19 protein-coding genes are annotated in these 22,534 nt (G+C 73.2%); 11 read left to right on the top strand and 8 right to left on the bottom strand.

Translation table 11 applies throughout. The annotated features are described in order from the left end of the window. Positions 1-33: 33 nt before the first annotated feature. On the top strand, positions 34-516 hold the full coding sequence (locus tag SM793_RS21370) for a GNAT family N-acetyltransferase (protein WP_320439847.1): 483 nt from the start codon (positions 34-36) through the stop codon (positions 514-516). A 4-nt stretch (positions 517-520) separates the two neighbouring features. Then, positions 521-1,117 carry a dihydrofolate reductase family protein gene (locus SM793_RS21365; protein WP_320439846.1) on the top strand — a complete coding sequence of 199 codons (597 nt, stop codon included), beginning with the start codon at positions 521-523 and terminating at the stop codon, positions 1,115-1,117. A 343-nt stretch (positions 1,118-1,460) separates the two neighbouring features. Here the strand turns inward: SM793_RS21365 and SM793_RS21360 are convergent, their stop codons facing one another. Next, entirely contained in the window at positions 1,461-2,429 is a 969-nt protein-coding gene (locus SM793_RS21360; RefSeq protein ID WP_320439845.1) for an alpha/beta hydrolase, read from the bottom strand. Between the two features lie 143 nt (positions 2,430-2,572). On the opposite strand from SM793_RS21360, the gene SM793_RS21355 reads away from it, so the two are divergent. Then, on the top strand, positions 2,573-3,517 hold the full coding sequence (locus SM793_RS21355) for a DUF5996 family protein (protein ID WP_320439844.1): 945 nt from the start codon (positions 2,573-2,575) through the stop codon (positions 3,515-3,517). Between the two features lie 142 nt (positions 3,518-3,659). On the opposite strand, the gene SM793_RS21350 is transcribed toward SM793_RS21355, so the two are convergent. Next, positions 3,660-4,022 (bottom strand): UBP-type zinc finger domain-containing protein, encoded by a 363-nt coding sequence (locus tag SM793_RS21350; RefSeq protein WP_320439843.1) that lies wholly within the window; start codon positions 4,020-4,022, stop codon positions 3,660-3,662. A gap of 121 nt (positions 4,023-4,143) precedes the next feature. On the opposite strand from SM793_RS21350, the gene SM793_RS21345 reads away from it, so the two are divergent. Then, complete coding sequence (locus tag SM793_RS21345) at positions 4,144-5,058, top strand: NAD(+)/NADH kinase (protein ID WP_320439842.1); 915 nt, start codon at positions 4,144-4,146, stop codon at positions 5,056-5,058. Positions 5,059-5,122: 64 nt separating this feature from the next. Here SM793_RS21345 and SM793_RS21340 read toward each other — a convergent pair whose 3' ends face one another. After that, positions 5,123-5,995, bottom strand: a complete 873-nt coding sequence (locus SM793_RS21340; protein ID WP_320439841.1) for a polysaccharide deacetylase family protein — start codon at positions 5,993-5,995, stop codon at positions 5,123-5,125. Between the two features lie 31 nt (positions 5,996-6,026). Between SM793_RS21340 and SM793_RS21335 the strand changes: the two genes are divergently transcribed. Continuing rightward, positions 6,027-6,215: a hypothetical protein gene (locus SM793_RS21335; protein WP_320439840.1), complete on the top strand. Its 189-nt coding sequence runs from the start codon at positions 6,027-6,029 to the stop codon at positions 6,213-6,215. Between the two features lie 50 nt (positions 6,216-6,265). On the opposite strand, the gene SM793_RS21330 is transcribed toward SM793_RS21335, so the two are convergent. From SM793_RS21330 to SM793_RS21310, 5 genes are all read right to left on the bottom strand, one after another. After that, positions 6,266-8,071: a CocE/NonD family hydrolase gene (locus SM793_RS21330; RefSeq protein WP_320439839.1), complete on the bottom strand. Its 1,806-nt coding sequence runs from the start codon at positions 8,069-8,071 to the stop codon at positions 6,266-6,268. Positions 8,072-8,324: 253 nt separating this feature from the next. Beyond that, complete coding sequence (locus tag SM793_RS21325) at positions 8,325-9,356, bottom strand: hypothetical protein (protein ID WP_320439838.1); 1,032 nt, start codon at positions 9,354-9,356, stop codon at positions 8,325-8,327. A 75-nt stretch (positions 9,357-9,431) separates the two neighbouring features. Next, entirely contained in the window at positions 9,432-14,342 is a 4,911-nt protein-coding gene (locus SM793_RS21320) for an RHS repeat-associated core domain-containing protein (protein ID WP_320439837.1), read from the bottom strand. 430 nt (positions 14,343-14,772) lie between these two features. After that, positions 14,773-16,218, bottom strand: a complete 1,446-nt coding sequence (locus SM793_RS21315) for a HAMP domain-containing sensor histidine kinase (protein WP_320439836.1) — start codon at positions 16,216-16,218, stop codon at positions 14,773-14,775. Beyond that, positions 16,211-16,888 (bottom strand): response regulator transcription factor, encoded by a 678-nt coding sequence (locus SM793_RS21310; protein ID WP_320439835.1) that lies wholly within the window; start codon positions 16,886-16,888, stop codon positions 16,211-16,213. Before SM793_RS21310 ends, SM793_RS21315 begins: the two co-directional genes overlap by 8 nt. Before the next feature lie 154 nt (positions 16,889-17,042). On the opposite strand from SM793_RS21310, the gene SM793_RS21305 reads away from it, so the two are divergent. The 6 genes from SM793_RS21305 to SM793_RS21280 all read left to right on the top strand — a co-directional run bounded on the left by SM793_RS21305 (position 17,043) and on the right by SM793_RS21280 (position 22,478). Beyond that, positions 17,043-17,693, top strand: coding sequence for a DedA family protein (locus SM793_RS21305; RefSeq protein WP_320439834.1), 651 nt, complete (start codon positions 17,043-17,045; stop codon positions 17,691-17,693). Positions 17,694-17,713: 20 nt separating this feature from the next. Beyond that, entirely contained in the window at positions 17,714-18,331 is a 618-nt protein-coding gene (locus tag SM793_RS21300; RefSeq protein WP_320439833.1) for a phosphatase PAP2 family protein, read from the top strand. Next, a complete protein-coding gene (locus SM793_RS21295; protein ID WP_320439832.1) occupies positions 18,328-19,008 on the top strand; it encodes a phosphatase PAP2 family protein in 681 nt (226 codons plus the stop codon). The genes SM793_RS21300 and SM793_RS21295 overlap by 4 nt, the downstream gene beginning before the upstream one ends. A 129-nt stretch (positions 19,009-19,137) precedes the next feature. Then, on the top strand, positions 19,138-19,704 hold the full coding sequence (locus SM793_RS21290) for a hypothetical protein (RefSeq protein WP_320439831.1): 567 nt from the start codon (positions 19,138-19,140) through the stop codon (positions 19,702-19,704). A gap of 241 nt (positions 19,705-19,945) precedes the next feature. Next, positions 19,946-21,937 carry an RICIN domain-containing protein gene (locus SM793_RS21285; RefSeq protein WP_320439830.1) on the top strand — a complete coding sequence of 664 codons (1,992 nt, stop codon included), beginning with the start codon at positions 19,946-19,948 and terminating at the stop codon, positions 21,935-21,937. A 73-nt stretch (positions 21,938-22,010) separates the two neighbouring features. Next, entirely contained in the window at positions 22,011-22,478 is a 468-nt protein-coding gene (locus tag SM793_RS21280) for an SRPBCC family protein (protein WP_320439829.1), read from the top strand. The last annotated feature ends 56 nt before the right edge of the window (positions 22,479-22,534 follow it).

Here is a 22,534-nt window from a genome sequence, read left to right as displayed (position 1 = left end):
CACGGGCGAGGACCACTTGAAATCGGATCAAAAATGACCTTCAGTATTGAAACGGACCGGCTGCGGCTGCGTCCGTACACCCTCGAGGAGGCCGAGCGGGTGGCCGCCGGCGACCGGCCGGAGAGCGGCTGGAGCCCCGGCTTCCCGCGCGAGGACGACCGGGCCGTGGCGCGGATGTTCCTCGCGGCGCCGCGCACCGAGCCGCTGTTCGAGCCGCAGCTGATCGAGCTGCTCGGCACCGGTGTGGTGATCGGCGGGATCGGGTTCTTCGGCCCGCCCGACGCGGAGGGGTCCGTCGGGCTGGGGTACGGCGTCGCGCCCGAGGCCGAGGGCCGGGGCTACGCCACCGAAGCGCTGCTGGCCCTGCTGCGGCGGGGGTTCGCGGAGGGCGGCGTCCGGCGGGCGCTGGCCGACACCGCCCATGACAACGCCGCCTCGCAGCGGGTACTGGAGAAGGCCGGGCTGCGTCGGACGTCCTCCGACGACAGCCTGCACCACTACATCCTTGAAGGCTGATCACTTGCGCAAGCTGACGTATTTCGTGGCGACGACCCTCGACGGTTTCATCGCCGGTCCCGACGGGGGCGACCCGACCGGGCCGGACGGGTTCTTCACCGTCACCCCCGACTATCTGGAGCACCTGGTCACCCACTACCCGGAGACGCTGCCGGGCCCGGCCCGCGAGGCCCTGGGCATCACGGCGACGGGCACCCGCTTCGACACCGTGCTGGAGGGGCGCCGCTCCTACCAGGTGGGCCTGGACGCCGGTCTCGCCGACGCGTATCCGCACCTGCGGCACCTCGTCTTCTCCCGCACCCTCACCGACGCGCCGGCCCCGGCCGTCGAGCTGGTGTCCACCGACCCGGCGGCCAGGGTCCGGGAACTCAAGGCCGAGGCGGGCGGCGGGATCTGGCTGGTGGGCGGCGCGGAGCTGGCCGGCGCCCTCTACCAGGAGATCGACGAGCTGGTCCTCAAGGTCAACCCGGTCACCGTCGGCGCGGGCATCCCGCTGTTCGCGGGCAAGGACGGGGTGAGCCCGCGCACCTTCGCGCTCACCGACCACACGGTGCTGCCCGGCGGCACCGCCTTCCTCACCTACGCGAGGTCGGCGGCCTGACCGGCCGGCCCGCGGGGCGGCGGACTTCCTGGAGGGTCCTCCGCCCCGCGGCCGGGCCTCGGTCGGCGAAGCCGAAGCCTGACGGGGCGTGACCATGCCCACCGGTCCGGCAATCCCGGGAGAGTCCGGCGAGAACGCGCCCGGCCGGAGGCGTTCCTGACGGCGCGTCACCCGGTGCCGGCGATCGCCGCCGGTCCATGGCCGGCCGTGACCGGGAGCGGCCCGAGCGACCCGAGCGACCCGGAGCCGAGCGGGTCACCCATCCGTTCCCGCCTCCGCGTGTCCGACCGGCGGTTCGGTCCGGTCCCCTTTGGCACCGGACCGGCCGGAACGATCACCGTACTCAAGCCGGGCGGGCCGGGCCGGGCGGGCCGTCCCGGTTCGCGGTGTGGGCGAGAAGGGCCGGGACGACGGTGTCCCAGGTGTGTTCGGGAAACACCTCGTGGCCGGTGCCCGGCAGGGCGAGGAAGCGGGCACCGGGGATCTCGGCGGCGAGGGCGCGTCCGTGTTCCGGCGGGAACAGCGGGTCCTCCTCGCCGTGCAGCACCAGGGTCGGCGCGGTGATCGCCCCGAGCCGCGCACGCCACGGCGGCCCTGCGTCGACCAGGTAGGGATTGGCGGACTGGGCCGCGATGTCGCGCGCGTGGTCGACGATCCGGGCGGCCAGCCGTCGCACGCCGTCCTCGTCGAACGGCCGCGAGGCGGCGGCGAACGGGCGCTCGCCCTCGACGATCGACTCGATCAGGGCCTCGCGGGTGGGCGGGTCGGCCGCGACATCCGGCTCGGCCTGCTCGGCCTGCGCCGCGAGCTGCGCGAAGAAGGCGGCGAGCCGGTCCGACACGGGCGGCAGGTCCGGCTGCTCCTGCCCGGGGATGCCGGGCGTACCGGAGGCGAGGGTGAGGGTGGCCACCCGGTCGGGGTGGCCGAGTGCCAGGAGCTGGCCGACCGCGGCGCCCTGGGACATGCCGAGCACATGGGCGCGCCCCGACCCGAAGGCGTCGATCACGGCCGCGGCGTCCCCCGCCAGATCGGGCAGCGCGTACGGCGGCGCGCCGACCGGGAACGTCGTCGAGGCGCCCGCGTCCCGGGCGTCGTAGCGGACGACGCACCGGCTGCCGGCGACCAGCCGGCGGACGAAGCCGTCGGGCCAGTTGAGCCGGCAGTGTCCCGCGCCGTGGATCAGCAGGATCGCGGGATCGGCGGGATCGCCGTGCAGTTCTGCCGCCAGCTCCGCACCCTCGACCTCGACCTCCATCTCGACCGTGCGCCGGTTGTCCACCATCAGGCTCAGCTCCCGCCGGGATGTCGTCACGCGTGACCACGACTGTACGGAGGCAGCGGCCGTCCGGCCCGCCCGGTCCTCCGGGTCCGCCCGGTCCACTCGATCCGCCCGTCTGCGTATCCGGCCCGGCGTGGTCATCATGGAAATGCGGCCGACGAGCAGGAGGACACCCGATGGAGCTCTTTCCGCCGATACCGCTCGACGAGTGGCGCGAGACGAAGGAGACGCTGCACCGCTTCACCCAGATCGTCGGCAAGATCCGGCTGGCGGCGAGCGTGCGGCGCAACCACTGGTGGAACGTGCCCTTCCACCTCACCGGGCGCGGGCTCACCACCCGGCCGATGGGACTGGTCGACGGCAACCCGGTCTTCACCGTCGACCTCGACCTCGTCGACCACCGGCTGGTCGTCACCGTGGCGGACGGCAGGACGACCTCCTTCCCCCTGCCCGGCCACTCCGTCGCCTCGTTCCACCGGCAGACCCTGGAGACACTGGCCTCGCTGGGCATCCGGGTGGAGCTGCCGTTCCCCCGGCCCTACCGGCTGCCCGACGCCGACCGGCCGTTCGCCGAGGACGTCGAGCACGCGACGTACGATCCGGTCCTGGCGAACCGCGCCTGGCAGGTGCTCGGCCAGGTCGCGCTGGTGCTGGAGGAGTTCTCGGCGCGTTTCTCGGGCAAGGCCAGCCCCGTCCACTTCTTCTGGCACTCCTTCGACCTGGCGCACACCCGGTTCTCCGGACGCGCCCTCGAACGGCCGGCACCGGCCGACCCGGTGACCCGCGAGGCGTACTCCCGGGAGCTGATCAGCTTCGGTTTCTGGTTCGGGGACGCCGACCTGGGCGAGCCGGCCTTCTACTCCTACACGGCCCCCGAGCCGGAGCGGCTGGCCGGGGACCCACTGGCACCGGCCGCCGCCCGGTGGGTCGAGGCCGGCGGCAGCCACCTGGCCGTCCTGGGCTACGCGGAGGCCCGCACAGAGGCCGACCCGAGGGCTGCCGTCCTGGCCTTCTACGAGGCCGCGTACCGGGCCGGTGCCGTCCGGGCCGGCTGGGACATCGACCGGCTGGCCTGCCCGGGCGGCATCACGGACCCCGGACGGCCGACTCCGCCGCAATGACCTACCAGGGCTGCGCGGCCCCGCCCAGACCGGCGCAGCCCTGACCGGCGCAGCCCTGACCGGCGCAGCCCTGACCGGCGCCGCGCAGACCTGAGCCGTGTGCGGCAGTACCTGAGCCGCGCGGGCGCACCGGCCGGGCGGGTCAGTGCAGCTGCGACTGCCAGTCGGCCGGGACCTTGCCCAGCGGGCCGGGGGTCGGCTGCGCGAGCGGGTGCGCCGCCGGGGCCGCCAGTTCCGGCCCCTCGTAGTACTGCTCGGTCTCGACGTTCCAGAACCACTCCTCCCCCGGCTCGAAGCTGGCCAGGAACGGGTGGCCCGCCGCCCGGGCATGACGGGTGCCGTGCTGCGAGGGCGAGGAGTCGCAGCACCCGATGTGCCCGCACGCGGCGCACCGCCGCAGGTGCAACCACCACCCGGGCCCGTCGCCCGCCAGGCACTCCACGCAGCCGTCCCCGCTCGGCGGCACTGACGGGTCGATCCCCTGGTCCTGCTGGTCGTCGTCCATCGGACATACCTCCCGATCGGGGGTCCGGAACTGTCGGACATCTCCGTCCGACTACCAACCATCCGACTCCGGCGGAGGTTCCGCGACCGGCGGCGCCCGGGCTTGAAGCAGCCTCGCGGCTGTGCGTGACTGGAAGGGAGCAGCACTTTCCCGGCCCGACATCGAGGTGACCCGGATGGGATTCATCGGCACGGTGGGCCTGGTCCTCCATCCCGAGCGCACCAGCGCACCCACCGTGGAGACGGTGGTCCGCTGGAGCCGGGCCCGGGGGACCAAGGTCCTCGGGCTGGCGGCGGAGGTGTCCCGGATCGGCTGCGAGGCCATCCCGGTGGGTGTCGAGGAGATGACCACGAGCGCCGATCTGCTGATCAGCCTGGGCGGGGACGGCACCATGCTGCGCACCATGCGGCTCGCGGCCAAGGGCCACGCGCCGGTCCTCGGCGTCAACGTCGGGCGGTTGGGCTTCCTCGCCGAGGTCGACATCCCGGAACTCCCCGCCGCACTGGACGCCATCGACGCCCACCGCTTCACCGTCGAGGTGCGCTCCGGGGTGCACGCGCGCTTCGGAACCGTCGAGGAGACGGCGCTCAACGACATCGTGCTCCTGCGCAGCCCGGGGCAACGGTCCGCCGCGGTCGCCGTGCGGGTCCAGGGCCAGCCCTTCGTGGCCTACACCGCCGACGCGATCGTCACCGCCACGCCGACCGGCTCCACCGCGTACAGCTTCTCCGCGGGCGGCCCGATCGTCTCCCCCAACGCCGAGGGGCTGCTGATCACCCCGGTGGCACCGCACGCCGCGTTCAACCGCTCGGTCTTCCTCTCCAGCGGTGAGCGGCTCGACCTGGAGGTCCTGCCGCACAGTGGGGACCTCGCCGTCGAGGCCGACGGCCGCCTGGTCGGCGGTGTCGCGCCGGGTGATGTCGTCGAGGTGACCATGCTGCCCGCCGCCGCCCGCGTCGTCCGGCTCGGCCGCACCACCTTCTACCAGCGGGCACAGCGCAAGCTCCGGCTCGCCGGCTCGGCGGAACCCGGCTGACCCTCGGCGGACCGCCGGTCAGCTCGGGGGCGGTCAGCCCGGGGGCGATCAGCTCGGGCGCCGGTCAGCCGGGGGGCGCGGTGAAGCGGTACCCGGAGTCGATCAGCAGCGGCAGGAAGCTCTTGAGCGCCGCGACGGTCTGCGAGCGGTCCCCGCCGCCGTCGTGGGTGAGGACGATCGCGCCCGGCCGCAGCTCCTGCTCCAGCCGCTTGGTGATCACGTCCGTCCCCGGCGTCGCCCAGTCCTGCGGGTCCACGGACCAGGCCATCGGCCGCATCCCCAGCTCGGCGCCGACCTTCAGCACCGTCGGCGACCAGCCGCCGCCCGGGGCGCGGAACCACGTCGGCGGCCTGCCGGTGAGCCGCCCGAGCAGCTCGGAGGTGCGTCCGAGCTCGTCGCGGACCTTCGCGGCGGAGAGGCCGCTCAGGTCGGGGTGGCTCCAGGAGTGGTTCGCGATGTGGTGGCCGCGCGCGGCGACCTCCCGCGCCAGGTCGGGGTGCGCGTCCGCGTTCTCGCCGATGAGGAAGAAGGAGGCGCGGATCCCGTACTGGTCGAGCAGCGCCAGGACGGCCGGCGTGTACCGCGGATCCGGTCCGTCGTCGACGGTGATGGCGACCACCTTCCGCCCGGCGTCGAGCTCGTACACCGGCCGGCTCTCGGCCGCGGTCACCACCCGCGGGGAGGGCGAGGCCGTCGGCGCGGGCGGGTCGCTGGGCGCGGGGGTGCCCGTGGCCGGTGCGGCGCTGCTCGGCGCTGGCGCCGGGGTGGGGGACTCGGTCGGGGAGGGGGAGGCAGCGGCGGACGGGGAGGCGGACGCACCGGCGGACAGGGAGGTCTCCGGCCCGGCGGCCGCTTCCTCGCCGCGGGGCGGTCCCCGGAAGTCCCCGTGGCACCCGCCCGCCCCGAGGAGCGACAGCCCGGCCCCGAGCATGAGCATTCTTCGCGAGACAATCTGACGATCGGATGGCATGCCATATGCCTGCCCGCTCCCCGGCACCCTGCTCCGCCGACCACTGCTACGGGTGCACCAGACCGCTCCGGCAGCCCAATCCCCGCAGTGGCCGGACCCCCGTGACGGCCACGGCGACAGCGACAGCAACGGCGACGGAAGGCGGGTGGTCCGGGTGGTGAAGGCCCGACTGTTCGACGGCCCGTGAAGCCCCGCACCGCGTGGGCGGCACGGGCCGTCGCGCATGGGCGGCGCGGCTCAGCCGAGCGGCAGCTCCAGGACGGCCTCCCCCTCGGCCGGGGCGGTGATCGTGGTGGTGCTGTCCGGCACGCCCGTGAAGGCGTAGAGCTTGTCGCGGCTGTTGACGACCAGGGCGAGACGGTGGCCGTCGGGCAGGTCGTAGGCGGCCGGCTGGAGCTTCCAGTCGAGAGTCCGCTCGGTGCCGGCGCTCAGCCCGGTGGCGGTGAAGGGCTCGTGGGTGATGATCCGGGCGGTGCCGTCCGGGGCCACGTCGAAGAGGTAGGCGACCAGGGTCGCGGCGTCGCCCGCCTCCACGCGGACGGCGAGCCTGATCCCGGCGGAGCCGCGGATCCGGCGGCCTCCCGCCAGCGCCTCGGTGGACCACAGCAGCAGCCGCTCCCGCTCGAAGGCCGCCGTCCGGTACTCCTTCGGGTTGCCGAACCACTCCTTCTGGCCGGTGGTCATGATCTCGTCCATCGCCGTGGCGGCGGTCTCGTGGCCTGCGGTGAAGGACCGGCTCCAGCCCTTCGAGGGCTTGTCCGACAGCGTGCCGTCGCCGTTGCCGCCGTTACCCGCCAGGTACCAGGCCTCGCAGCTGACCTTGGCATCGGCCCAGGAGTCGAGCGGTTCGCGCCGCGCCGGAGCGGTGATCAGCCGGCCGCCGCCGATGACCGGCGCGGTCTTGTAGGTGAACATCACCTGGCTGTTGACCACGGGCCAGTCCGGCACCTCGTTGGACGCGCCGAGCAGGTGGTGGTCCAGCCAGGCGTACGCCTCCCGGATCGGCGTCAGCAGGCCGGGGAAGGGAAGTCCGGTCAGCACACCGCTGATGCCGGTGCCCTCCGGGGCCCCGTGGTCGCCGATCCACAGGTTCAGGTGCTTGGGGACGGTGAGCTTCTCGAAGGTGTCGATCGCCTCGCCGATCGGGAACAGGCCCTCGTGCCAGGTGTTCGAGAAGTAGGTCGGGATGCGGCGCCCGTTGGTGATGCCTACGTAGTTCTCCGGGGACCGGTCGGTGCCCCACTTCACCACGCCGCCCAGGTTCTTCCCCTCCCGGAAGTCCTGGAGGATCTGCCGCGTCGCCTCGTCGAACTTGTCGTGCTCCTCGCCCCCGGTGAACCCGACCAGCAGGCGTACCGCCTCCAGGTGCCGGGTGCCGTGGTCGTAGAGGCTGGTGGCGAGGTTCCCCCAGGTGCTCAGCGCGGCCACCGCGGCGACCCGATCGTGCTCGTCGTGCGCGGCGACCAACTGGCTGATCCCGGAGCCGTAGGACAGACCCAGGAAGCCGACCTTGCTCGGGTCGAGGTGCTCCTCGGCGTAGTCGATCACGCGCGATCCGTCCAACCAGTCGACCGGACCGGCGACGTCGATGAACCCCTCGGAGGTGGACACCAGACCCGGTGTGCCGATGCCCCGCGGGGTGTAGGCGAGCACGTGGTAGCCGCGCGCCGCCAGCGAGAGGTACCCGAAGACGAAGGGCAGCCAGCCGTAGGGGTTCCAGCCGGCGGGCACGATCACCACCGGGCGCGACTCGGAACCCCGCTGCTTGATCGCGAAGGCCGAGAGCTCGACGCCGCCCTTCACGGCGATGCGGGGGAGAGTGACCTCGGCACGCTGCCGTACGCCCGCCGCCAGCTCCCGCAGCTCCTCGGGGAGCGCGGCATCCGGCCCGGTGCCCTGGACGGCCGCGAGGAGCGCCCTGGCGACGGCGAGCACGGACGGGTTGATGTCGAGGCTCGCACCGCGCCAGAGGCCCTGGGTGGCGATGTCGGTGAGTGTCGCGTCGGTGACCGACGGGGTCGGCTCTCCACCAGCGGTAGTCATACGAAGCGCCCTTCTCCGATCGGCGAGTGCCCATGGCGGGCACCGCTCGGGCGAATCATGTTCCGGGACGCCGGGCGCAAACCGGCGACCGGCTGGCTCTACCCGAAGGAGTGAATCCGCGGGCCGGCGTCAGTGGCCCCGTCGGCACCCGGCGCTCCCGACCGGCCTCCGGACGTCCCCGGTCCCCGGTCGGCGACCGGGGACGTCCGGCCGGGTCGCGCACCGAGCCGCCGGCCGGCCGCCCCTCGCCGTGCTACGAGTAGTCGGCGAGTTCGATCCCGCTGTCCACTCCCGATCCGTCGATGCTGAACTTGCCGGTGTTGCCGTACCGGTCCCACGCGGTGATCACCGGGCTGAAGTACACCCGCCAGGTGTTGATCGGCCCGTTGGGGATGTGCCAGCCGTTCCCTCCCGTGGTGGCGTGCACCCAGGTGAAGCACAGGTACTGGTCGGGGTACGGCCGGTCGTAGACCCGCGCGTAGTCCCACCACTTGTTGCCGTCGGGAAAGTTGACGATCAGTCCGCCGTACCCGCCGTCACCGTCGTACGAGCTGCCGTGCGGCTCCTGGTACCAGACGTAGGAGCCGTAGAGGTGCTTGTGGCGGCTGTCGGGCTTGATGTCGCAGGCGAAGAAGCCCTCGTAGCCGGGGTCGCTCCAGTAGCCCGACACCGAGAAGGTGACGAAGTAGTTGTCCGTGGCGGCCAGCGACAGGTAGTAGTTCCAGGCCTCGGTGGTCACGTACTCGGTGTCGTTCTCGTACCTGGTGGCCGTCCTGGAGTACTCCCAGTCGACGCCCGACCGCCGGTGGGTCAGGGCCACCAGCGGGTCGAGCGTGACCTTGCCCTCGAACGAGCCCGATCCGGCCGTGGTCGTGTACACCTTCCCGGTGTCCGTCTCGACCCAGGCCGAGAGCGACTTCCGGTCCGCGCCCGGCCAGCAGGTCACGTAGAAGGTGAACTTCTGCGTTCCGTCGTCCACGAGTTCGGGCTCGGCGGTGGCCCGGCTGCCCCCGCCGGGGACGTGGTGGAAGTACCGGTCCTCACGGTCGGTGAAGCACCAGCCTTCGCGGCCCTGCCAGTCGAGCTTCTCACCGCTGACGTAGTCGACGAGGTTCACCCGGTTCGGCCAGGAGATGTCCCCGTAGTAGGTGCCGCCGTTCTCGTCGGTCGGTTTGACGCTGATGGTCACCGCGACCTGGTTCCGGCCGTTCGCGTAGATCTCGGCGCCCGGACCTCCGGTCTCCAGCATCAGCGAGAGCTTGGACACTCCTGCCCATCGGGTCATGTGCGGTCTCCTCCGCTTCTCCGTGTGACGGGTGCGCTCCCGGCGTCGCCAGGGGCGCGGCCTTCGGGTCGCGCCCTATCGCTTGGTGAACGAGACGGTGGGGTGCAGCCCCAGGATCTCCCGCAGGGCCCGGTCGTTGCGGCTGTAGCAGAAGGCGGCGATGATCTCGGCGTTCGGACGCTCCAGGACCGCCCGCAGCGAACCGCGCCGCATGCTGGGCAGGTTGTGGGCCGTCACCAGCACCTGCGGGTTCTCCCCGTTCATCGTGTCCGCGAGGTCCCGGTCCTCCTGGAGGATCCGCCGGTCGATCTCGGCGGGGCCGCGCTCGCCGGTCCGGGTGCCGTGCGTCCCCGACAGGATGTGGATCTCCCGCACGTCGGGCAGCCCCCGCGCCTCCCTGGCCGTGGCCTCGACCATGTCCGGGGTGGCCCGGTAGACGCTCGTCCAGACCGCGTTCCGGTACTCCGGGTTGGGGGTGCGGGTGAAGTACCGCTCGCGGTCGTACCGGCCGTGCATGACCTCGGGCACCCGGACGACCATCGGCCCGCCGTCCGGGGCGTCCACCAGCGTCGGATAGTCGTCGAGGGCGCGGAAGTTCCCGCCGCCGAGCCCGTGGGCGGCGTCCGCGGCGGCCTCCGGGGCGCGCGCGCCGAGCCCGGACGCGGTGCGGGCGAGGGTGGCGCCGCCCTCGGCCAGGCCGGCCAGGCCGGTGCCCAGCGAGACCCAGCCCAGGATCGAGGCGGCCCTGGGCGAGGACTTCTCCAGAGCGCCGCCGACGATGGCGGTGACATCGGAGGCGACGCCCAGCGCGCCGACGACCAGGGTGGTGGCGGAGGCGGCGCCGAGGGCGGCGAGGACACCGCCCGCCGCCACGACGGCCAGCCCGCCGGTGACGACGGTGAGGGCGAGGCCCGCGACCCCGAGGCCGATGCCCAGCCAGGCCGCCCAGCTGAGGTGGCCGGAGGGGTCGACCCGGTTGACGGGGTCCCCGGCACAGTACGCGTAGGGGTTGACGCCGCCCGCGCCGAAGGGGCTGAGCGGGTCCGGGGTGGCGAAGCGCCGGAGCGCCGGGTGGTAGTCGCGGGCACCGTTGCCGAGGTGGTAGCAGCCGGTCAACGGGTCGACGGGCCGGCCGGTGAAGCCGAGGACGCCGTCGCCGGCCTGTGCCGGGCGCAGCCCGTAGGGGGTGTAGGCGTACTGGTCCGGTCCGGCCGTGGCCGCCGACACCCGCACGGTACCGGTGCCGTCCGCCCCCAGCAGGCGGGTCGCCGGCTGTCCGCCCGGACCGTGCTGGGCCACGGGGTGGTCGCCGAGGCGCAGCAGGCGGGCGGAGCGGTCGTCCTCGGTGACGGTGGCGAGGGTCTCGCCGCGGTAGGACAGCACGCCGGTGCCGCCGTCCGGCGCGGTCATGGTCAGCAGCCGGTCGAACGGGTCGTACCCGTAACTGCCCGCGCCCTCGGTGGCGGCCAGCCGGCCGAGGGGGTCGTACCGGAGCGCGCGCCCGGCCTCGTCGGTGGTCAGCCGGCCGGCCGCGTCGTAGGCCAGCTGGACGTCGCCGGCGGGGCCGGTGCGGCTGATCCCGGTCAACTGGCAGGGGTCGTGGGGATTGTCGTAGTGGTAGGTGGCGGTCTCGGAGCCGCCGTCGGCGAAGTCGGTCCGGCAGTCGGTGAGGTTGCTCCAGCCGTCGTGGCGGAAGGTCTGCGCGGTGATCGCGCGGCCGAGGCCGTCCCGCGGCGGGACGGGCCCCTGGCAGGTGTAGCCGGTGAGCCGGTTGCGGCTGTCGTAGCCGAACGTCTCCTGGCGGACGAGCGCGGAGCCCCGGTGGAGAGTTCTGGCGCTCAGGAGGTCGTTGTCCTGCCATTCCTGGGTCTGCTTCCAGACCTCGGGGGCGCCGGTCTCGCCCGGGACCCAGGTGAACTCGCGGGCCACCTCCCGGCCGAGGTCGTCCAGGGTCAGGGCGGTGGCCAGGGTGGCGCCCGAGCCGAGGTCCTCGACGGTCCAGCCGGTCAGCCGGCTCGCCGGGTCGTAGGCCGGGTCGACCACCCGCAGGTCCGGGTCGGCGATCTCCTGGAGCCGGCCGAGCCGGTCCCGGGAGGTCCGCCGGACTGCGCCGTCGACCCCCGTGCAGGCGACCTCGTCGCCGCCGAGGGTGAACTGCCAGGTCACGGTGGTGTCGGGCGCCCCGGGGCGGGAGACGGTCTCGGCGCGGGGCAGCCCCGAGGGGTAGTAGTCGCGGGTGACGGCGACCTCGCCCTCCCGCGCCGCGGTCGGGAAGCCGGTGACGGGGTGCGGGGTGAACTCCTGGGTGAGCCGGTCCGCCCGGACCAGGGTCAGCACGTTGTCCAGTTCGGGGACGACCGTGCGGCTGCGCCGCTGCCCGTCCGGCATGGTCGCCCCGGCCGGGACGAGGTCGCTGTCCCGGTCGTAGTCGTAGTGCCACTCCCGGCCGCCGGAGGCGGTGTCGGTCAGCCGGCCCAGCCGGTCGAAGGTCTGCGTGCCGTAGCGCGCCTTGCCGACGGTGAGTTCGGTGGCGAGGCCGCCGCCGTCGTGCCGGACGTCGTGGGCGCGCGAGACCCGGGTGCCGTCCGGGAGTTCGGTCAGGGTGGGCAGGCCGCGCGGATTGTAGTCGTGGCGGGTGCTGTTGCCGAGTTCGTCGGTCACCCGGCGCACCCGGCCCCAGCCGTCGCGGTCCAGCGTCCGCGCGCCCTTCGACACCCCGTGCAGGTCGAACCGCTCCACCCGCACCGGCTCGCCGCGCAGGTTGTGGGTGGTCACCACCGTGCCCGTGACCGGACGGCCGCCGCCGTTGAGCTGGGTGGTGGTGGTCAGCGCCACCGGGTCGGTCCGGCCGACCCGGCCGGAGCCGTCGGTGGAGTCCGTGGCCGCCGCCCGGCCCCAGTCGTCGTAGCGGAAGGTCTCGGTCAGCTCGCCGCCCGCGCTGCCGTCGGGCAGGTGGTCCAGCTCCGTGACGGAGGCCGTGCGGCCCTGCTCGTCGTAGCCCACCCGCTGGACGACGTACCAGCCGCCGTCGCCGTCGACGGCCCTGCGTTCCCGCCGGATCGGCCGGCCCGCGCCGTCGAGGGCGACCCGGACCTGCTCGCCCGGTTCGCCCGGGTCCGCGGACATCATCGGGGAGGTGGAGGTCACCAGGAACGGCGCTTCGCCGCCCGTACGGTAGCCGCAGGTCTGCACCGCCTGGTGGACGGTGCCCGGATTGACGGTGCGGCTCAGCATCCGGCCCAGCCCGTCGTACGTCACCGCCACCCCGTTGCCCTGGGTGTCGGTGGCCGACCACAGCCGCCCGGTGTACCGCGAGCGCCGCTCCGAGCGGGTCAGCGTGAGCCCGTCCTCGGTGCTCAGGGTGTGGGTCTGGGCGAGGGCCTCCGCGTCCGCCGTGAAGCCGAAGGTGTGGGTCGAGGCGGTGGTGGTGAAGCCGTTGCCCGCGTCCCCGCCGAGCGTCTCGGTCTCGTCCAGGCCGAGGAGTCGTCCGAACTCCTCGCCCGAGCTGCGGTAGTGGAAGTCCACCGACGACAACTCGCGGCTGTCGGCGAGCCGTTGCTCATGGGACTTCAGCAGTACGGTGTCCAGCCGCGGCTCGCCCGTGGCGTAGGAGGCGTACCGGTAGGCGGTGGTGAGGACCGGCGCGTCGAACTCGGTGGCCGGCGGGGTCCGGACGACGTCCTTGAGCCAGCGGGTGAAACCGTGCGGATCGGGCGGGCAGTCCGAGCCGCTGCCGCCCGCCGGATAGAAGGTCCAGTCCGTCCGACTGCCGTCCGGACCGGTCCGGCTGCGCGGATTTCCCCACTCGTCGAAATCCGTGGTCGTGATGTCGCTGCGGGTGTTCCGCGCCGGATCGGTCCAGGTGACCGTGTGCCGCGTCGGAAGCTGGAACTGGGCCGGCTGCTGGTCGAATTCCTCGCCGATGCGCGCGTAGTACTCGATGCCGACCCGCCGCGAACAGCCGTTCTGCGCGGTCGTCTCCTCGGTCAGGAGGTGGTACGAATTGTAGGTCCGGCTGACCGTCCTGGTGTCGCCTCCGCAGGTCCGGGACTCCGTCGACCCGTAGGTGTAACCGGTCAGCACCCCGTACAGGGTGTCGGCGCCGGAGTCGTAGGCCGCGCCGGAGAATCCGCCGAGGAAATTGGTGGAGGTGTAGTCGTAGTCCGCCGCGACCACCGGCTGCCCGCCGCCCGGGTCCTGTGCGAACCGGGCCACCCGGGGCAGCGGCGGCAGATCGCAACTGTCCGGGAAGCGGTGGCCGTTGGCCGTGTAGGAGGCCGTCTCGGACATCCCGCCCGGCAGGCCCACCCCGGTCAGCCAGGAGCCCCACTCCCCCTGCTCGCCCATCGGCTCGTAGCCGAAGCTCCACTCCAACGGCTCGCCCGGGCCGAGTCCGAGGTGCCGCACCTTCGACAACTGTCCGTTCTGGAACAGGAATTCCACGTCGTAGCCCTCGGAGCGGCCGGGCAGCACATGCAGCACGTGCCTGGCCCCGTCGTCCAGGTCCACGGTCAGCAGGGTGTCGCTCTCGTCCCCGACCGACCGCAGCCGGGGCTGCGCCCCGCCGAAGTCCCAGCTCAGGGAGAGACGGTGGCCGGCGGGCGTCAGCAGCGCGGTGGGCACCTTGAGGCCGAAGGCGTTCCGCGGCCCGGTCAGGATCTCCACCTCACCGGACTTGTGCACGATCCGGTAGAGGTCGCCGTCCTCGTCCTTGCCGACGCGGACCGTGTCGAGCTTCTTCTGCCGCGGGAGGACCGCGGTGTCGGTCTCGACGACCTTGTACCGCTCCCCCGTGGACAGTGCCAGCAGGGCGTTGTCGGTGTCGTAGGTGGTGAGCCCCAGCGAGAAGCCGCGCCCGAACCCGGTGTCGGTACCGTCGAGCGGCGAATAGCCCAGCGCCAGTGGCAACGACGGCCCGAGATTCCGGTTGCCGACCAGCCGGCCCAGCACGATCCGGACGTTGTACAGACCGGTGCGGGGATCCACGCCTCCCGACACCGAACTCCCGAAATTGGTCGCCTGCGTGAAGAACGAGGACACCGAAGGCATGCGCCACCCTCCCCTGACATTCCGATGCCGATCCGCTCGGATCCTCTGCCCCGCCCACGCGCCCTCCGCGCCTGCCGAAAGGCGGCCGACAATGCGGCGGAACGGGATGGCAGGGGGTGCTGAACTGACGCTGGACTGACCGAAAAGCGCCGACTCGATCCGGCGGCAGTGGCTCAACCCCGTGAAGAGAACTGTTCCTGACGGACTGCCTTGCACACGCCGGGGCGACCTTTTCACTGTAACCCGGCCGCAGCCGATCGTGTCCCTCCCTGTGATAATTCCGCTCCGCCGAGCGGCGTGCCGGTGGCGCCGGGTAGCGCGGAGGGCGCGCCCGGGACGCTCCCCGCGCGCCGGGTACCGCCGTTCGTCAGCGCCTCAGCGCCTGGGGGCGGGCCGGGAGGCGGGTACGGAAGGTGCACCCGGCCGGGGTGTCCTCGATGGTGAGGGTGCCGCCGTGCAGGGCGGCGATGTCGCGGGCGATCGACAGGCCGAGGCCGGTGCCGCCGTCGTCGCGGCTGCGGGCGTCGTCGAGCCGGGTGAAGCGTTCGAACACCCGCTCCCGCTCGGCGGGCGGGACGCCGCGGCCGTCGTCGGCGACGTCGAGGACCGCCCGGCCGTCCGCCGGGTCGAGGGCGAGGCGCACCGTCACCCGGTGGCGGGCGTGGCGCTCGGCGTTGTCGAGGAGATTGGTCAGCAAGCGCCCGAGCCACATCGGGTTCCCGGTCACCTCGATCCCGTCGGCGAGCTCGGTCAGGACCTCCTTCCGCCCGGGGCCCCGGCCGTCCAGACAGGTGCGCACCAGCTCGGCGAGGTCGAGCTCCTCGGCCGGGCCGTTGTGCCCGGTGGAGTCGAGACGGGCGAGCAGCAGCAGGTCGGCGGCGAGCGACTGGAGCCGGTCGGTGTCCTGGAGAGCGCCGGCCACCATGTCCGCGCGGACGGCCGGGTCCGGGTGGGTGTGCGCGACCTCCAGTTGGGTGCGCAGCACGGCGAGCGGGCTGCGCAGTTCGTGGGAGGCGTCGGCGATGAAGCGCCGCTGGCGGACCCCGGCGGCCTCCAGCCGGTCGAGCATGGCGTTCATGGTGCGGGCGAGGCGGGCGATCTCGTCCTCGCTGCCGGGTTCGGGCACCCGGCGGGCGAGGTCGCGGTCGCCGATCGCGGCGACCTCGGCGCGGATCGCCTCGACGGGGCGCAGCGCGCGGCCGGTCGCCCGCCAGGTCACCACGCCGACGGTGGCCACCAGGACGGCGCTGAGTCCGCCGAGCGCGGCGGTGGTGAGGTCCTCGGCCGTGTCGGCGGTGTGCAGGGAGGCGCCGACCCGGATGGTGACCGGGCCGTTCGGGGTGTCGGTGGTGAGGGTGGTGACCCGCTGGTGGTGCTCGTCGCCGAGCAGGCCGAGGTCGAAGCCGTCGTGGCCGTCGTCGGTACCGGTGAGGGCGGGGTGGCCGGCGAGGTTCTGGCTGGCGGCGACCACGGCCCCGGACGCGTCGGTGACCTGGACGAAGTCGGTGCCGGGGTCGAGCGGGAGGACGTGCGGCAGGGGGCCCTGGGCGGCGGTCCTGGCCACCGTCCGGGCCTGCTCGCGGGCGGCGGTCTCGACGGTGCGGTGCAGATTGACCCGCATCAGGAGCACCACGGCTGCGGAGGCGGCCAGGAGGACGACGGCGACGGCCGCGCAGGCGGCGATCGTGGTGCGGGTGCGGACCGAGCGGGGTGCCAGCCGCTGGGTCGCGGCGGTCACCCGCGGCGAGCGCAGCGGCCGGCCGGCCCGCCGGCGGAGGGCGGCGAGCACTCCGGGGCGGGAGGGGTCAGCCACCGTCGGCCGCCAGCCGGTAGCCGACGCCGCGCACGGTCTGCACCGCGGTCCGTCCGAACGGCGCGTCGATCTTGCGCCGGAGGGCGCTGATGTGGACCTCGACGGTGTTGGCCGCGCTGTCGGGGCCGCTGTCCCAGACCTCTTCGAGGATCTCCCGCTTGGAGACCACCTCGCCCGCCCGGCGTGCGAGGTGGTCCAGGACGGCGAACTCGCGCGGGGTCAGCGCGACCGGCGTCCCGGCGCGGGCGCAGCTGCGGGCCGCCGAGTCCACCACCAGGTCGCCGAGCACGGTGCGCTGCGGGGCGCGGGAGCCGATGCGGCGGGCCAGGGCCTTGAGGCGGGCGACCAGGACGAGGAAGGAGAACGGCTTGGAGAGGAAGTCGTCGGCCCCGGTGTCCAGGGCCTCGGCCTCGTCCCACTCGCCGTCCTTGGCGGTGAGCATCAGGATTCCCGCGTCACTGCCGGCGGCGCGCAGCCGGGAGCAGACCCGGTAGCCGTTGAGGCCGGGCAGCATGATGTCGAGGATGATCACGTCGTAGGCGTGCTCGGTGGCGCGGGCCAGGCCGGACAGGCCGTCGTGGACGATGTCGACGGCGAACCCCTCGGCCTCCAGGCCGTGCTTGATCGCCAGAGCGAGCCGCTGTTCGTCCTCCACCACCAGTACGCGCATGCCCCCCAGGGTCGCAGGTCACCGCGCGGGGGAGCTGAAGACGTCTTCAGGTCTTCAGCGGGCCTTCAGCGCCGTTCGGTCATGCTGACCCTGTCAGTGGGCACGAGGCCGGTCTCCGGGCACGGCCGGGTCCCCTTCTCGGAAAGGCGCTTCCATGGTGCTACCCCCGACGGCCGTGCTGGCCGTCAATCCGCTGGACGCGGGCTCGCTGCTGGCCGCGTTCGGCGCGCTGGGCATCGCCGTGGTCATGTTCGCGGAGACCGGCCTGCTGGTCGGCTTCTTCCTGCCCGGTGACTCGCTGCTGTTCACCGCCGGCCTGCTGTGCACGACCGGCGAGCGCAGCGGCCCGCACCTCGACCTCGGCCAGGTACTGGCGGCCTCGGTGGTCGGCGCCCTCGCCGGTGCCCAGGTCGGCTACGTGCTGGGCCACCGCGGCGGACGCGCCCTGCTCACGCGCTCCCGCAACAAACACCTGCACGAGGGCGCGGCGCGGGCCGAGGAGCTCCTCACCCGCTACGGCCACCGCAAGGCCGTCGTCCTCGCCCGTTTCATCCCCGTGGTGCGCACTGTCCTCAACCCGCTGGCCGGCGCGCTCGGCGTGGACGTCCGCACCTTCACCGTGTGGCAGGTCGTGGGCGGTCTGGTGTGGACGGTCGGTCTGGTCATGGCGGGCTACGCGCTGGGCTCCTCCGTCCCGAACGTCGACCGCTACCTGCTGCCGATCGTCGCGGTCGTGGTGGCGGTCTCGCTGCTGCCGCTGGTGCTGGAAGTGCTGCGCGCCCGCCGCCGGGGCAGGGCCCGGTGAGCGGGCCCACGGGTGGACCCGTGCGTGGGACCGTGCAGGGGCTCGCTTTCGACGGCCGCCCGGTCGACGGCGGCCTGTACCTGCGGATGGACCGCTGGGCCGAGCACCTCCCGGCGCCGCTCCAGCACCTCGTCGCCGCCTGGTCCACCGCCGGGCTGCTGCTGCTCGCCGCCCTGATGGTGCTCGGCTGGTGGCGCTCGCGCCGCGCCGACGGCGTCCTGATGGCCCGCGCGCTGGCCGTGCCCCTGGTGGTCACGCTCGCGTTCGCCGCGGACACCCTGCTCAAGTCGGTGCTGCGGGAACCCCGGCCCTGCCAGGTCCTCGACGCCGGCCGGACCCTGGAGACCTGCCCCGGCGCCGGCGACTGGTCGCTGCCCAGCAACCACACCGTGATCGTCTTCGCCGGCGCCGTCGCCCTGTGGCACGTCGACCGCCGCCTCGGCGCGCTCGGACTGCTCCTGGCGGTCGCGATGGGGGTGACCCGGGTGCTGGTCGGCGTCCACTACCCGCACGACGTGCTCCTCGGAGCCGCGGTGGGCGCGGCCGCGGGCCAGGTGCTCGGCCTGCTGTCCGGCCGGGCCGCGCCCCTGGTGGACCGGGCCCGCGCGGGCGGACTGCGGAGGTGGCTGACCGGATGACCGTCCGCTCCTCGACGGCGGTCGGCGCCGTCCTCGTCCTCGGTGTCGCGGCGCTCGCCACTGTCGCCGCCCTGGTCGGCGCCCACGGTTGGGCGCCGTTCGGGTTCGAGCGCGGCGCGCTCGACTGGGTGGTGGCCCACCGGCCGCACCCGGCCGAGCGCACTGCGGAGCTCCTCACCGATCTGGGCACCGGGGTCTTCTCGTACCTGTTCGCCCTCGCGGCCGGGGTCCTCGCCGCGCGGGCGACCCGCCCGCACCGGTCCCGGCCGGCCGCCGTCGCCGTGCTGCTCGCCCCGGTGGCGTGGCTGGCGGCGGGGCAGCTGCTGCGCCAGGGCCTGATGCACGGCTTCGGCCGGCCCCGCCCGCCGGCCGCCGACTGGGCCTTCACGGCGCACGACTTCGCCTTCCCCTCCGGGCACGCCTTCACCGCCGCCCTCTCCGCGGGCCTCCTCGCCCTCGCCGTCACCCTGGCCCGCCCGGGTGCGGCCCGCCCCGCCGCGACGGCCGCCGCCGTCTTCGCGCTGCTGATCGGCTGCACCCGGGTCTACCTCGGCGTGCACTGGCCCCTGGACGTCCTGGCGGGCTGGCTGCTGGCCGTCGCCTGGCTCGCCCTGGGCGTCGTCCTGCTGTTCCGGAAGCGGCTCGGCGCGCTCCGGGGTGATCGCGCTCCGGGGTGACTACTCCGGCGGCCGGGGCGCGCCCGGTTTCGACCCTGCTCGAAGGGCTTTGCCCGGACGGTACGGGCACGGCGAGACTCGTCGAGGCAACAAGCCACCTTGAGAAGTGACTTGAGGAGAGTGACCGTTATGAGGATCGCGCCTTCCCTCGTTCCCCGCGCCGGTGTCGCGCTGGGGGCCGTCCTGATGGCGGCCGGGCTGCTGGGCGGAACCGCCGCCCGGGCCGCCGACGGCGCCCCGGCTGCCGGCGCACCCGCCGCGGCGGCCCCGGCCGTCGCCGCCGCGCCCGCCTCGGACGCCGACCAGACCGTCATCCGGGCCACCGCCGGCCTGAGCCGGGGCCAGAGCTGGTCCTCGCCGGACGGCAGCACCGTGCTGTACCAGCAGTACGACGGCCACGTGGTCCTGTACAAGAACAACGTCCCGATCTGGACGGCCGTCGGCACCTACGGCCTCGGCTCGTACTTCTACGTCCAGGCCGACGGCAACCTGACCGCCTACGACGCCGCCTGGCGCCCCCTGTGGGAGAGCCGCACGGCCGGCCACCCGGGCGCCTACCTCACCGTCCAGAACGGCGGCAACCTGGCCGTCTACTACGGCGGCACGCCGATCTGGTGGTCCAACTACCGGCCCGGCGGCGGCCCCGGCCCGATCGACCCCGAGTGCACCCCCACCACCCACCAGCTCTGCCCGTAACGGATCCCCTGCCACCGGCGACCGCCGGGCCCGCTCCCACCGGACGCGGGCCCGGCGGTCGGCGTCTGCGCGCGTGACGCTGTCGGGCCGGACCGGACCGGACCCTGCACGAAAGGGCAGAGCCCCCGGCCCCGTCATATGGAAGCCGTAAGGAGCGGCCGCGCAGCGGATTTCCGGGCCTATCGTCCTTCTCGGTCGGGACGAAAAATGTCTCCGACGCGAGCAGAAAGACGATTCCGCCATGAAATCCCTGTCCCGCCTGAAACGCGCATTCGCCTGCGGGGTCACCGCCGTCGCCCTGGTCGGCGGCCTCACCGCGCAGTCCGCCCAGGCCGCGCCGTCGCCCGGTTTCCCGGTGGACAAGACCTGCGGGACCCCGGCCGTGCCGGGCGGCGGCAACTGCATGACCTCGCTGATCAGCTCCGGCTTCGACATGATCCGGGCCATGCGCGGCGCCGCCAACGCCAACAAGCTGGACAACGCGGAGTTCACGCAGAAAACCGCGACGCAACTGAGCCAGAAGTTTCCCGGGTTCAATGTCCTGGTGTTCAAGACCGTGGGCACCGACATGTACGACACCGAATGGTTCACGAACGAGCACAAGGCCGATATGAAGGGGGTGCTGATCGACACCACCTACAAGCTCAACCATTTCATGAACAAGGAGGAGCAGAAGGATCCCTCGGGTTACGACAAGTTCCGGATCTGGGTGTTCCAGGGCGATTCGACCTTCCGCAACCGGGGCGACGGCGGCTACATGAACTGGGCGTTCGTCGGCAACGACGGCGACAGCGTCAAGAAGGAGTCGTGGACCTGCCGGTCGGGCACCGCGCGGCCCTACAAGTGCGACGGCGACGTGCGCACCCTGCACTTCCCCGCCCGCTCCGGCTACGGCACCAGGACCGGCAGCCTGACCCCCGACGTCAGTGCCCCCGGCAACCACGCCTGCCTGGACGTCAGCGGCAACGGCAGTGCCAACGGAACCCCCGTGCAGATGTGGGAGTGCAACGGCGGCGACGCCCAGAAGTGGACCTACAACGGCTACAAGCTCCGGGCCGCCAACGGCAAGTGCCTCGACCTGGCGGACAACAGGGCCGCCAACGGGAACAAGCTGCAGGTCTGGGACTGTCTGGAGATCCCCGGCCAGCGCTGGAACATGTCGCCCAGCGGCGGTTTTCGGCACATGACGGACCCGGACGACCGGTCCAAGGACGTCTGCATCGACGACTTCAGCGGCCGCACCGCCAACGGCAGCTCCGTGGTGGCCTGGGCCTGCGGTTCCGACAGCAACCGCGACGCACCCAACCAGAACTGGGCCTGGGGCGGCACCCCACCGACCACCAACCCCACCAACCCCACCACGCCCGGTAACGGCGCCGACGTGACCCTGAAGCTCGACAACGGCCTGGGCGCCCTTCCCGTCAGCGGCTCCGCCGGTGCCGCCGTGGTCCCCGGGATCCGGGGCGGCAACGAGTCCAAGTGGAAGCTCACCCCGGTGGGCGGCGGCCGTTACCGGATCACCAGCTCCTACGGCCTCGACCTCACCGAGAGCGGCGGCTACCTGGCCGAGCTCCAGCCGTGGAGCAACTCCTCGAAGCAGAAGTGGGAGCTCTTCGGCGTCGGCAACGGCAGGTACCAGATCCGGATCTCCGACGACGACTGCCTCGCCCACGACTCCGACTTCAAACAGCTCGGCGTGTGGACGTGCAAGCGCGGCTGGCAGCAGGAGTGGGTGCTCGAATCGGCCTCCGGCGGCGTGATCACCCCGGGCGGCGGCGGGGGCACGCCGACCGACCCGAAGGACCCGAAGCCCCCGACGGGCGGCGGCGGCGCGAGCGTCCCGACCGAGCGGCCGCTGTTCCTGAAGCTCGACAACGGCCTGGGCGCCACGGCCCCCAACGAGACCGCGAGCTGGGGCGCGCCGGTCCTGGGCGGCCTCCTGGGCTACAAGGGGTCCACCTGGACGATCAAGCCGCTCGGCGGCGACCGCTACCGGATCGTCAACGACCTCGGCTACAACCTCACCGAGAACCCCGACACCTACGTGGCCGAGCAGCAGGCCTGGGGCGACACCTCCAACCAGAAGTGGAAGTTCGTCGGCGTCGGCAACGGCAAGTACCGGATCCAGATCTCGGACGACGACTGCCTCACCCACGACTCCGACCACAAGCAGCTCGGCGTGTGGACCTGCGAGGGCGGCTGGAAGCAGGAGTGGTCCCTCCAGCTCCACTGACGGCCGGCACCACGTGCGGGCGGTCACGGCCAGGTGCTTGGTCCCCGCCCGACGGCGGCGGATCATCCTCGGCATGGGGAAACTTCAGCTCACCCGGGCCCCGCACGCCTACGCCTGCATGCTCGTCCGCCGGCCCGCCGGTGAGGCGTTCCGGGCGTTCGCCGACCCGGCCGTCACGACCCGGTTCTGGTACAGCGGGAGCAGCGGGCCGATGGTGGCGGGCGCCGAGCTGCACTGGGAGTGGGAGACCTACGGGGCCTCGGCCGAGGTCAAGGTCCTGGAGGTGGAGGAAGGGCGACTGATCCGGTTCGAGTGGGGCAACTACGACCGGCCGACGACGGTCGAGCTGAGGTTCACCCCGCGCTCGGCGGAGGCCACCTTCGTCGAGGTCACCGAGACCGGTTTCCGGGGGGCGGGGGACGAGACCGTGCGCTGGGTGAACGACACCGTCGGCGGCTTCACCACCGCGCTGTGCGCGATGAAGGCCCTGCTGGAGCACGGCGTCGAGCTCAACGCCGTGCCCGACCACCACCCGGCGTGACCGCGTCCCCACGACCTCCCGGCCCGGCTTCCCGGCCCGATCGACCGGCGCGGGGG

Origin of the sequence: Kitasatospora purpeofusca (genome assembly GCF_034043715.1) — a bacterium.
In the GTDB taxonomy this organism is placed as follows: Bacteria; Actinomycetota; Actinomycetes; order Streptomycetales; family Streptomycetaceae; genus Kitasatospora; species Kitasatospora purpeofusca_A.
This window is presented reverse-complemented; position numbering and strand designations above follow the sequence as displayed.

What these genes read in the sequence shown, in the direction of transcription:
- SM793_RS21285 (WP_320439830.1), top strand. Translation starts at nt 19,946, where the DNA reads ATGAAATCCCTGTCCCGCCTGAAACGCGCATTCGCCTGCGGGGTCACC.
- SM793_RS21290 (WP_320439831.1), top strand. Translation starts at nt 19,138, where the DNA reads ATGAGGATCGCGCCTTCCCTCGTTCCCCGCGCCGGTGTCGCGCTGGGG.
- SM793_RS21355 (WP_320439844.1), top strand. Translation starts at nt 2,573, where the DNA reads ATGGAGCTCTTTCCGCCGATACCGCTCGACGAGTGGCGCGAGACGAAG.
- SM793_RS21280 (WP_320439829.1), top strand. Translation starts at nt 22,011, where the DNA reads ATGGGGAAACTTCAGCTCACCCGGGCCCCGCACGCCTACGCCTGCATG.
- SM793_RS21295 (WP_320439832.1), top strand. Translation starts at nt 18,328, where the DNA reads ATGACCGTCCGCTCCTCGACGGCGGTCGGCGCCGTCCTCGTCCTCGGT.
- SM793_RS21350 (WP_320439843.1), bottom strand. Translation starts at nt 4,022, where the DNA reads ATGGACGACGACCAGCAGGACCAGGGGATCGACCCGTCAGTGCCGCCG.
- SM793_RS21325 (WP_320439838.1), bottom strand. Translation starts at nt 9,356, where the DNA reads ATGACCCGATGGGCAGGAGTGTCCAAGCTCTCGCTGATGCTGGAGACC.
- SM793_RS21310 (WP_320439835.1), bottom strand. Translation starts at nt 16,888, where the DNA reads ATGCGCGTACTGGTGGTGGAGGACGAACAGCGGCTCGCTCTGGCGATC.
- SM793_RS21335 (WP_320439840.1), top strand. Translation starts at nt 6,027, where the DNA reads ATGCCATATGCCTGCCCGCTCCCCGGCACCCTGCTCCGCCGACCACTG.
- SM793_RS21370 (WP_320439847.1), top strand. Translation starts at nt 34, where the DNA reads ATGACCTTCAGTATTGAAACGGACCGGCTGCGGCTGCGTCCGTACACC.
- SM793_RS21340 (WP_320439841.1), bottom strand. Translation starts at nt 5,995, where the DNA reads ATGCTCATGCTCGGGGCCGGGCTGTCGCTCCTCGGGGCGGGCGGGTGC.
- SM793_RS21305 (WP_320439834.1), top strand. Translation starts at nt 17,043, where the DNA reads ATGGTGCTACCCCCGACGGCCGTGCTGGCCGTCAATCCGCTGGACGCG.
- SM793_RS21330 (WP_320439839.1), bottom strand. Translation starts at nt 8,071, where the DNA reads ATGACTACCGCTGGTGGAGAGCCGACCCCGTCGGTCACCGACGCGACA.